The sequence below is a fragment of the Streptomyces sp. NPDC014764 genome, assembly GCF_043082785.1.
GTDB classification, from domain to species: domain Bacteria; phylum Actinomycetota; class Actinomycetes; order Streptomycetales; family Streptomycetaceae; genus Streptomyces; species Streptomyces althioticus.
In genome coordinates, this window is record NZ_JBIBXY010000026.1 from 38,479 (window position 1) to 48,838 (window position 10,360).

At 75.5% G+C, this 10,360-nt stretch carries 6 protein-coding genes; all 6 read right to left on the reverse strand.

Going from position 1 to position 10,360, the window contains the following annotated elements:
* Window positions 1–13 precede the first annotated feature (13 nt).
* Genes ACF1AG_RS33010 through ACF1AG_RS33035 form a run of 6 tightly spaced genes read right to left on the reverse strand, consistent with a single transcriptional unit; the run spans window position 14 to window position 10,360 of the window.
* Complete coding sequence (locus ACF1AG_RS33010) at window positions 14–5,962, reverse strand: SDR family NAD(P)-dependent oxidoreductase (protein WP_391810916.1); 5,949 nt, start codon at window positions 5,960–5,962, stop codon at window positions 14–16.
* Between the two features lie 40 nt (window positions 5,963–6,002).
* Entirely contained in the window at window positions 6,003–6,779 is a 777-nt protein-coding gene (locus tag ACF1AG_RS33015) for a polyketide synthase (protein ID WP_359605083.1), read from the reverse strand.
* Window positions 6,776–7,537: an enoyl-CoA hydratase/isomerase family protein gene (locus ACF1AG_RS33020; protein ID WP_387798850.1), complete on the reverse strand. Its 762-nt coding sequence runs from the start codon at window positions 7,535–7,537 to the stop codon at window positions 6,776–6,778. The genes ACF1AG_RS33015 and ACF1AG_RS33020 overlap by 4 nt, the downstream gene beginning before the upstream one ends.
* Entirely contained in the window at window positions 7,534–8,787 is a 1,254-nt protein-coding gene (locus ACF1AG_RS33025) for a hydroxymethylglutaryl-CoA synthase (protein ID WP_359605079.1), read from the reverse strand. The genes ACF1AG_RS33020 and ACF1AG_RS33025 overlap by 4 nt, the downstream gene beginning before the upstream one ends.
* Window positions 8,788–8,813: 26 nt before the next feature.
* Window positions 8,814–10,112 carry a beta-ketoacyl synthase N-terminal-like domain-containing protein gene (locus ACF1AG_RS33030; RefSeq protein WP_359605077.1) on the reverse strand — a complete coding sequence of 433 codons (1,299 nt, stop codon included), beginning with the start codon at window positions 10,110–10,112 and terminating at the stop codon, window positions 8,814–8,816.
* Window positions 10,109–10,360, reverse strand: coding sequence for a phosphopantetheine-binding protein (locus tag ACF1AG_RS33035; protein WP_359605075.1), 252 nt, complete (start codon window positions 10,358–10,360; stop codon window positions 10,109–10,111). The genes ACF1AG_RS33030 and ACF1AG_RS33035 overlap by 4 nt, the downstream gene beginning before the upstream one ends.

Sequence of the window (10,360 nt, forward strand, 5' to 3'; positions counted from 1 at the left end):
TCTCCGGTTCCCTCTACAGGGTGGGCAGCGCGGACAGGTGGGCGACGAGTTCGTCGACGGTGGACTCGCTGAGCTGCTGGAGCGGCAGGGTCTCGCCGAAGCGCTCGGTGATCTCGAACCGGAGGTTCATCGCGCCGATGGAGTCCACGCCCAGCTCGACGAGGGTGCGGCCGGTGTCGACGGCGCCGCCGGCGCCGGGTCCGGCGGCCAGTTCGCCGACGAACTCCACGAGCCGCCGCACCCGTTCGTCCCCCGGGGCGGCAGCCTGCCCGGGTGCCGGCGTCGACGCGGCGGGCGCGGGTGACGGCGCGGGGCCGGGCTCGGCCGCGGGCTGCTGGATGCGGGCCGCGGTGACGGCCGGTGCGGCGGCGCCGGCCTCGTCGCTCTCCGGCAGCCAGTGCCGGGTGCGCAGGAACGGGGTGGCCGGCAACGGCACCAGCGCGGCACCGGTGTCGGGGGCGTGGCGGTCCACCTGCCAGCCGGTCACCCACAGGTCGGCCAGCTGCTCCAGGCGGCCCGCGCGCCACAGGGTGTCCAGGAGGCCGCCGGTCTCGGGCGCCTGTTCCCGCCCGGCCTCGACCGTGCCCGCGCGCAGGCCGGAGGCGGTGCCGCCGTCGGCGAAGCGGCCGAGCACGGTGGCGAGTTCGTCCGTCCCCGCGACCACCGCGGCGAGCCGTGCGGGGCCCGTGGCCCGCCCGGTGCGCAGGGTGCGGGCGACGGCGTGGAGGGGGGCCTGCCGGCCCGGCCCGGTGAGCCACTGGGCCAGACGCCCGGCGAACGCCGTGAGGTGAGCGGAGGTGGGCGCGGACAGCAGGACGAGCTGCCGTGCGCCGGGGCGGCCTGCCGGTTCCGCCACGCCGGACCCGCCGGGACGGTACTCCTCCAGGACGACGTGGGCGTTGACGCCGCCCGCGCCGAAGGAGCTGACGCCTGCCCGCCGGGGCAGTTCGCGTCCGGAGGCGTCGCGCAGCCGGGGCCAGGGCGCTGCCTCGTGCTGCAGCCGGAAGCGGGAGCCGGCCAGGTCGAGCCCGGGGTTGCAGGGCTCGGCGTGCAGGGTCGGCGCGAGGGTGCCGTGGCGCATCTGCAGCAGGACCTTGGTGAGGGCCGCGACGCCCGCGGCCGACTCCCCGTGTCCGATGGCGGACTTCACCGACCCGAGCGAGCACGGGACCTCGGCGGCGGCCCCCTGGCCGTAGGTCTCGTTCAGGGCGGCGACCTCCACGGGGTCGCCCAGTTCCGTACCGGTTCCGTGGGCCTCGACGACGTTGACGGTGGCCGGGTCCACACCGCCGCGTCGCAGGGCCTGTCGCAGCACACGGGCCTGGGCGCGGGGGCTGGGGGCGGTGAATCCGTTGGTACGGCCGCCGTGGGCGACGGCGGTTGCGCGGATGAGGGCGTGCACGGTGTCACCGTCGGCGAGGGCCCTCGAGAACCGCTTGACCACCAGTGCCCCCGCGCCTTCGCCCGGTCCGAACCCGGCGCCTCCGGCGCCGAAGCTCCTGCACCTGCCGTCCTCGGCGAGGAAGCCGGAGCGGCGCAGCATGCGGAACCGGGACGGGTGCAGGTACAGGTTGACGCCGCCGGCCAGTGCGGCGGCGCACTCGCCGCGGCGCAGCGACTCCACGGCCAGGTGCAGTGCGACCAGGGAGGACGAGCAGGCGGTGTCGACGGGCTGGCTCGGGCCGCGCAGGTCGAGCAGGTACGACAGGCGGTTGGGCGGGGACCAGTGGTGGCCGGACGGCATGTCCCGCTGTCCGGCCGCCCAGCGCTCCGCGCCGAGCAGCGGGTAGTCGGCGGAGGTGATCCCGGCGAACACCCCGACGCTGCGGGCCTCGCCGTCGGCCGCGGTGAGCGCGTCGAGCCGTGAGCCGGTCAGACCGGCGTCCTCCAGGGCCTCCCAGGCGACCTCGAGGAAGAGCCGCTCCTGCGGGTCGACGTACGCGGCCTCGTGGGCGGACAGGCCGAAGAACGCGGGGTCGAAGGCGTCCACGCGGTCCAGGAAGTGCCCCTTGGCGACGACGCCGCGGCTGTCCCCCCACCGGTCGGCGGGCAGGTCGCCGACGGTGTCCTTGCCGACCAGCAGGTTGTCCCAGAAGGCGTCGAGGCCGTCCGCGCCCGGATAGCGTCCGGCGACTCCGACGACAGCGAACACATCGTCGTCCGAGTCCGAGTCCGGGTCCGGGCCCGAGTCCGGGTCCGGGCCCGGGCCCCTGTCCGGGTGCACGGACGCGGACGGTCCGGACGGTGCGGGCGGTGCGGGCCGGACGGGCGGCGCGGGCGGGGCGTCGCGCTCCGTGGCCGCGCCGTCGGAGGCGCCGCCGTCGGGGGCGGGCCGGGACGGTGTGAGCCGGCCCAGGTGGGCGGCGAGTTCTGCGAGGTCGCGCAGGCCGTAGAGCATCTCGGGGCCGATGGGCGCGATCCGGGTGCTCAGTCTCGCGGCGAGGGTGCGGATCATCACCGAGTCCAGCCCCAGGGCCTCCAGAGACGTGCCGGGCCCCACGGCGGACCGGTCGTGCCCGAGGGTCTCGGCGACCGTGCGGCAGACCAGGCCGAGCAGCCCTTCACCGCCGTCCGCGGACGTGAGCGTCCCGGTGGCCGGCTCCGGGTCCCGCGCGGGCAGCAGGCCGAGTCCTGAGAGGTGCTGCCGCCAGGCGTCGGCCCGTCCGTGGAAGACGGAGACGACATCGGGTCCGCCGGGACCCAGCAGCCGGTGCAGCGCGGCGAGTCCGGGCCCGGCGGGCAGGGGGACCATGCCGACGTGGTCCTCGACGACCTGACGGACCGGCTCGGGGATGGTCATGCCCGGCACGTCCCACAGCGGCCACTGCACCGACAGGGTGCGCCCGTGCCGCTCCCCCGCCGCCACGCGGGCGGCGCGGTGCGCGGCGAACCCGTCGAGCGCGCCGTTGGCGTAGGCGTAGTCGCACTGGCCGATGTTGCCGGTGACGGCGGCGACCGAGGAGAAGAGCACGAAGACGTCGAGCGGGAGCGCGGCGGTGGCCTCGTCCAGGGCGGCGGTTCCGGTGATCTTGGGGGCGAGCACGCCGGCCATACGGTCCGCGGTCTTGCGCAGCAGATAGGCGTCCTCGACCGTCCCGGCCGCGTGGAAGACGCCGTGCAGGGCTCCCTCGGCGGCGAGGACGTCGGCGACGAGGGCGTCGGCCCCGCCCGGCGCCGCCACGTCGGCGCGCACGTAACGCAGACGGCCGGAACCGTCCGCCGGGGGACGCGAGGCGGGGGCGAGGTCCCCGGCCGGGGTGCGGCCGCAGGCGACGACGCGGACACCGGGGTGCCGCAGCAGGTCCCGGACCAGGGCGAGTCCGATGCCGCCCATGCCTCCGGTGACCAGGTAGACGCCGTCCGGCCGGGGTGCGAACCCGGTGGCGGGCACGTCGGCGGAGCGCAGCACCCTGCGGGTGCGCCGGGGGCCGCGCAGATCGGCGAGGTGCCCGAACTCGGCCTCGGGCGCGGCCAGTTCCGCTTGGATGTGCGCCGTCGCGGCCGGGCCGTCGTCGGTGACGAGCAGGGCCCGGCCGGTCAGGCGCGGGTTCTCCTGCCGCAGGGTCTGGACCAGGGCGCGGGCGGCGTCGGCCCGCCGCGGATCGGCGGTGACGGCGATCAGGGTGAGCGGCTGGGTGCGGTGGGCGGCGAGGACCTGCCGCGCGGCCTCGAGGGCCGCGACGTCGTCGCCGGTCAGCCGGAGCACCAGCGCGGCGGCGTCCGGCTGGGGTGCGGCGGCCGCCCGGTCCGGCGGGGAGCCGCCGAGCACGGCGGCGAGGTCGCCGTGCTCGTCGTGCACGTACAGCGCGGTGCCGGGGCGGGGCGCACGCCGCGGCAGCGGGCACTCCTGCCAGCCGGGGGTGTACAGCACCAGTCCGTCGAGCGGGTCGCGGCCGGCCCGGGGGCCGGCGGCGGCCGGCTCGTCGGCGGCGGCGGCGGTGAGCCCGGCGGTGTCTGCAATCCCGGCGACGGTGTCCGGCGCCGGGACGACGTGGTGCCGGTCGGGGACGAAGGCGTACCCGGGGGCGGGGACGCGGCGGTGTCGTGCGGGCGGGCAGATCCGGGACCAGTCGACGGGACGGCCCGCCGCGTAGCGCCTGGCCACTTCGCGCAGCGCGTCCGGATCTCCGTCGCCGGCCCTCTCCTCGACGCGGTCGGGAGCGGGGGCGTCCGGGCCGCCGGCCGGGACGGGACCGTCCGGCCCGGTGACGGTGCGCTCGTCGGGCGCTGCGGACGCCAGCGTGTCCAGCGAGGCGAGGAGTTCGGCACGGCCGGCGGCCAGGACCGCCGCCCGGTGGCGGTGGTGGTCGCGGGCGCAGGCGAGGGTGTGGGCGAGGTCGGGCAGGGCCGTCTGCGCACCGGCGGGCGAGCGGAGCCAGCGCGCCAGTTCGGCGGCCCGGCCGGTGACGGCCTCGGGCCGCCGTCCGGACAGCGGGACGAGCACCGGCGCCGCGGTGTCCGGCGCCGGCGGGGCCGGGCGTGCAGGCGCTTCCTCCACGACGACGTAGGCGTTGGTGCCGCTGAACCCGAAGGAGCTGACCGAGGCACGGCGGGGCCGTCCGCCGGTGGCGGGCAGACGGACGGCCGTGGTGGCCACGGTGAACGGGCCCTCGTCGAAGGGGATGCGGGGGTTGGGCTCGGTGCAGTGCAGCGACGGCGGCACCTGGCCGGTGCGCACCACTCCGACGGCCTTGAGCAGTCCGGCAAGTCCGGCGGCGGCCGAGGTGTGGCCGACGTTGCCCTTGACCGAGCCGACGGGGACGCTGCCGGCGGGACGGGCGGCCGGGGCGAAGGCCTCGTTGAGCGCGGTGACCTCGATGGGGTCGCCGAGTGGGGTGCCGGTGCCGTGGCACTCGACGTAGTCGATGCCGGACGGGTCGAGGCCGAAACGGTCCAGGGTGGCGGTGACGAGCCGGGCCTGGGAGGCGGCGCTGGGGGCGGTGATGCCGTTGGTGCGGCCGTCCTGTCCGATGCCGGAGGCGCGCAGCACCGCGTGCACGGGGTCCCCGTCGGCCAGGGCCCTTGTCAGCTGCTTGAGGACGACGACGGCGCAGCCCTCGCCGGGGACGATGCCGTCGGCGGCGGCGTCGAAGGGGCGGCAGCGGCCGGTCGGGGAGAGCATGCCGGCCCGGCTCATGAACACGTGCGGCAGTTCGGTGAGGTACAGGGTGACGCCGCCGACGAGCATCATGTCGGCCTCGCCGAGCCACAGGGCCTGGCAGGCCTGGTGCAGCGCGACCAGCGAGGACGAGCATGCGGTGTCGACGGTGACGGCGGGGCCCTTGAGGTCGAGGTGGTAGGCGATGCGCGCGGCGAGCAGGGAGTTGGAGTTGCCCTGCATCACCTGGGCGATCCGGGCGTGCTCGCTCTCCCGTTCGATGAGGTCCTGGTAGTCGTTCATCATGACGCCCGCGTAGACGCCGCAGCGCGTTCCGGCGAGGGCCGAGGTGCGCTGCCCGGCGTGTTCCAGGGCGCGCCAGGCCTCCTGAAGGAACAGCCGGGCCTGCGGGTCCATCAGTTCGGCCTCGCGCGGGGGCATGTGGAAGAACTCGGCGTCGAAGCGGTCGGCCCCTTCCACGAAGGCGCCCCACTTGCTGACCGACTTCCCCTCGGCGCCGGGGTCGGGGTCGTAGTGCTCGGCGATCCGCCACCGGTCGGCGGGGACCTCCGTCACGAGGTCGTCGCCGTCCAGCAGCCGCTGCCAGAAGGTGTCGGCGTCCGCTGCTTCGGGGAAACGGGCGCTGTATCCGACGACGGCCACGGGCTCGGGTACGTCCGGCCGGGGCGCGGCCGCCCGCAGCAGCTCCGCGGCGCGCTCCGGCGACACCGTGTCCGCCGGGGCCGTCAGGGAGGCGGCCGGGGTCTCCCGGCTCCCGGAGGCGGCGGCCCGGAGCAGGGCGGCGGCGGACGCGGCGTCCAGGGTGCCGTTCTTCACGCGGGTCAGGATCTCTTTGGCGTCCATGGGTTCCATCGGTCCTCGGGCGGGCGGGCGGCGGGCGGCGTCAGGAGGTCAGGCCACGGGGCTCGCCGTAGTCGGCGACGATGCGCTCCAGGACCTCGGGCAGCCGGAACGAGGTGCGGTGCAGGGCGGCTTCGCGGGCCACCGCGGCTCTTGTTTCGGCGAGCAGCGGCGCTGCCAGTTCCCGCTTGAGCAGTTCCAGCGAGGCCCGGGGGGCGCCGCTGACGGACCGGGCCAGTTCCCGCGCGGCGGCGGGCACGTCGGCGTGCCGCACGACCCGTACCGGAGCTCCGCGCTCCCGCAGTTCGGCGCCCCGGTAGTTGCGGGCCGAGAACAGCATCTCGGTGCCGAGTTCGCGGCCGAAGCGCGTGGGGAACAGATGCGTGGCGCCCATCCCGGGTGTGAAGCCGTACCGCATGAAGTTGGCGGCGTACAGGGAGCGTTCGCTGAAGACCGCGAAGTCCGCGTACAGCGCGAGCACCAGTCCGCCGCCGATGGCGTGCCCCTGCACGGAGGCGATCACCGGGAGCGGGCAGCGGGCGAACACCCGGAAGAAGTCGTCGGTGTCGAAACTTCCGTTTCCCTGGGCGAAGTTGATCAGTTCCCGACGTGTCCCGCCGGCGCAGAACAGCTCCGGGCGCCCTTCGACGAGGACGGCCCGGGTGCGCGGGTCGGCGACGGCCGACTCGACGGAGTCGACCAGTCCCGAGGTCAGAGCGGAGGAGAACGTGTTGCGTCCGCCGGGGTCGTCCATGGTGACGACGGCCACGGCTCCCTCCCAGGAGAGGCGGACGACGGACTCGGCGACGGGTGCGGTCATTCGGCACGCTCCGGGGTGGGGATCCGGTCCAGCAGCGGCTGGACCGCGGGGTCGGTGAGGCGGTCGAGGAAGGTGCGGCCGGCGTCCTGCCCCAGACGGGCGTCGCGGGGGAAGAGCCGGGACCGGTACGTCTTGAGCGCGCCGGCGGTGGACCGGTCCACCCGGCTGAGGGCCACCAGGGTGCGGCGCAGCGCCTGTTCCGGCTCGTCGGCGAGCAGGTCGGCGAGTCCCGCGGCGACCGCCGCCGCGGCGTCGAGGTCCTCGGCGAGCAGGGTGGCGGTGAACGCCCGCTGCTCGCCCGTTCTGCGGGTGACGAAGGGCAGCGCCATGGCGGGCACCAGTCCGACGAGCGCCTCGGTCAGCCGGAACCGGGCGCCGGGGCCCGCGAGCACCAGGTCGCAGGCGGCGGCCAGCCCCACGCCGCCCGCGGTGGCCCGGCCCTCGACCAGTGCGACGGTGACGACGGGGGTGCGCGTGAGCCGGTCGAGCAGAGTCCAGTACGGCAGTTCGCCCTCCGGGCCGGCCGCCGGCCGGGGGGCCGGGGCGGTCAGATCGGTGCCGGCGCAGAAGTGCTCGCCGCGGGCGGACAGCACCAGGACGCGGCAGGCGGGGTCGGCCTCGGCTGCCGCGACGGCCGCGTGCAGGGCGTCCAGCAGCTGCGGTGTGACGGCGTTGCGCCGCTCGGGCGCGTCCAGCAGGGCGTGCAGCACCCCCCGTGAGCGGCTCAGCGTCACCGGGGCGGCCGGGGCGGCGCTCATCGCGCGGCACCTCCGTCGAGCCACACGTACTCGCGGTGATAGTCGCGTACGGCCTCGAGGACCAGGCGGCGTCCGCCGGTGAAGCGTTCCTTGGTGATCCGGGGGAACCGGTCGAGGTCGAAGGTGAAGTTCCGCTCGCCGAACTTCAGTTCGGCCGTGGCGGCGAGCAGTTCGTCGTACTCCGGCATGCTCAGCCGGTAGCGCGCGTCCAGCGCCTCACGGATGCCCATGGCGCGCACGGCACGCTGGGAGTCGGGGGTGACGACGACGCTGTAGAACTCCGACGCACAGCCGGATCCGTAGGAGAAGACACCGACGCGCCGCTCCCGGTCGACGACCGCGTTGTCGAGCGTGGAGGCCAGGGCGAGGAAGACGGTGCCGGCGTAGATGTTGCCCACCTGCTGCGGGTACTGGACGGCGGCTCCGAGACGGGCGGTGAAGTCGTCCTCGACGGCCTGCGGCGAGATCCCGCGGCGCAGTTTGCGCAGCGCGGCGCGGTGGGCGCCCTTGACCATGCCGGGGAACGGTGTGTGCATGGCGAGCAGGTCGAAGGTGTCGACGAAGTCGGCGCCCTCCACCTTGCGCGCGTAGTCGGCGAAGGCGCCCTTGAGGCAGTCGATGTACGTCAGCAGGGACAGGTCGGTGTCGCCGGCCTCCCGCTCGGGGTCGGGGCGGCAGGTGTCCATCACCTCGTAGCTGTGCAAGCCGTTGGCCCCGTGGTCGAAGGCGGCGACCACGGGGCGGTCGGAGACCAGCATGGCCATCGCGCCCGCGCCCTGGCTGGGCTCGACGTAGGTGTGCGGCACGGGGCGGGCCACGTCGCTGCTGATGACCAGCGCCTTGGTCCCCTCGAAGGGGCTGGCGGCGACGACGGCCGCGGCCATCTGCAGGGCGGCGGTGCCGCTGTAGCAGGCTTGTTTGGTCTCGAACAGGCGGCAGCTGCGCGGCAGTCCGAGGTGGTCGTGGACGTAGGTGGCCAGCGACTTGCCGAAGTCCACGCCCGACTCGGTGCCGACGATCAGCAGTTCGATGGAGGAGCGCTCCTCCTCGGTGAGGGCGTCCACGATCGGCTTGGCCGCGTTGACGGCGAAGGACACCGCGTCCTCGCAGTGCAGCGCCACGCTCTTGCGCGCCATCATCAGGTTGCCGATCCGGCTGTCGTCGAGACCGCGTGCCGCGAACAGCGTGGGGACGTCGACATAGGTTTCGCCGCAGTACGCGTTGATGGCTTCGATGCCGACCTGCTTCATGGTCTTCTCCGTTAACTACAGGGCAACTACGGGGCGGGAGCCGAGGGGGAGGCGGGGCGGCCGTCGCACGGCAGACGCAGGACGACGCAGGCGTTGATGCCGCCGAAGGCGAAGCTGTTGCTCAGCGCCGTGCGCAGCGGCAGCGGTTCGCTCGTGCGTCCCGCCAGCGGCAGGTCGGCGCACGGGTGTTCCAGGTGGGGGTTGGGGTGCACGGCGCCGGCCCGCAGCTGGGCGACGACCGCGACGGCCTCCATCAGTCCGGCGGCGGACAGGCAGTGGCCGGTGAGGGGCTTGGTGGAGTTGACGCGGAGGGTGCCGCGGTCGCCGAACACCTTCCGCAGGGAGGTTGCCTCGGTCTCGTCACCGAGGACGGAGCCGGTGCCGTGGGCGTTGACGTAGTCGACGTCGTCGGGTGCGAGGCCGGCCGCGTCGAGCGCGGCGCGCATCGCCGCCGCCTGGCCCTCGGCGTCCGGCTCGGTGCCTCGCCGGGCGTCCAGCCGCTGGCCGCAGCCGACGAGCTCGGCGAGCACCGGCGCGCCCCGCTCCCGGGCGGAGTCCGGCCGCTCCAGCAGCACGGCGGCGGCGCCCTCGCCCCGGACGAAGCCCTGCCGGTCGCGGTCGAAGGGGCGGCACATGCGGGCGGGCCGGTCCCGGAACCGTTCGTGGGCCAGCGCCCCGGCACGGCGGAACGCCTCGGCCTCCACCGGTGACAGCTCGGCCGCCGGGGCGACGACGAGGACCCGTTCGGCCCAGCCGGCCGCGACGGTGCGGGCCCCCTGGATCAGGGCGAGGGCGCCCGCCGCGGACGCCCCTCCGACGAGCCAGCCCTCCCCCCGGATGCCGGTCAGCTCGCTCACGGTGCCGATGACGTCGGCGTCCAGGTGGGTGAGCGCGTAGGAGGCGCGCAGCCTGCCCGGCGCACGGTGGTGGCCGAGAACGGTGTCGGCCTGGTGGGCGAGGGACAGGTTGCCGCCCGCGACGAGCAGGGCGGTGCCGTCCGCGAGCTGGTCGTCCGTCAGACCGGCGTCCCGCACCGCGCGCAGCGCCACGCAGGCGGCACTGCGGGCGGGCAGCGCGGCCCGGCCGGCGGTCCTGCGCAGCCGCGCCGCGGTGTCCGGGGCGTCGGCGAGGTGCCGGCCGGCCCAGCCGCCGAGGGTGAACCCGTCGAGCGCGGCGACGGGCAAGGCCTCCGGTGAGTCGTCCGGGAGCGTCACCGCGCTGCGCCCGTCGAGCAGGGCGGCGGTGAAGCCGTCCAGGTCGTCGGCGAGCGGGCTGAGGACGGCGGCGGCGGTCACGGCCACGGCGCCGGGGACCGGCGGGGTCATGCGCGGGCGCTGAGGGACTCGCGGAACACGGCGACGAGCGAGCGCAGGTCACCGGCGCCGGTCAGTTCGCTGTTGGGGACCTTGACGCCGAGTTCCTCCTGGGCGGCGATGACGACGTCCATGCGGTCGATGGAGTTCGCTCCCAGGTCGCGCATGCTGTGGTCGAGTGTGATCGCCACGTCGGCGGCCTCGGGGAGCACGTCGACGATCTGCGCGTGCAGGACGGCGAAGATCTCTTCGTCGGTCAC

What these genes read in the sequence shown, in the direction of transcription:
- ACF1AG_RS33010 (WP_391810916.1), bottom strand. Translation starts at nt 5,962, where the DNA reads ATGGACGCCAAAGAGATCCTGACCCGCGTGAAGAACGGCACCCTGGAC.
- ACF1AG_RS33015 (WP_359605083.1), bottom strand. Translation starts at nt 6,779, where the DNA reads ATGACCGCACCCGTCGCCGAGTCCGTCGTCCGCCTCTCCTGGGAGGGA.
- ACF1AG_RS33020 (WP_387798850.1), bottom strand. Translation starts at nt 7,537, where the DNA reads ATGAGCGCCGCCCCGGCCGCCCCGGTGACGCTGAGCCGCTCACGGGGG.
- ACF1AG_RS33025 (WP_359605079.1), bottom strand. Translation starts at nt 8,787, where the DNA reads ATGAAGCAGGTCGGCATCGAAGCCATCAACGCGTACTGCGGCGAAACC.
- ACF1AG_RS33030 (WP_359605077.1), bottom strand. Translation starts at nt 10,112, where the DNA reads ATGACCCCGCCGGTCCCCGGCGCCGTGGCCGTGACCGCCGCCGCCGTC.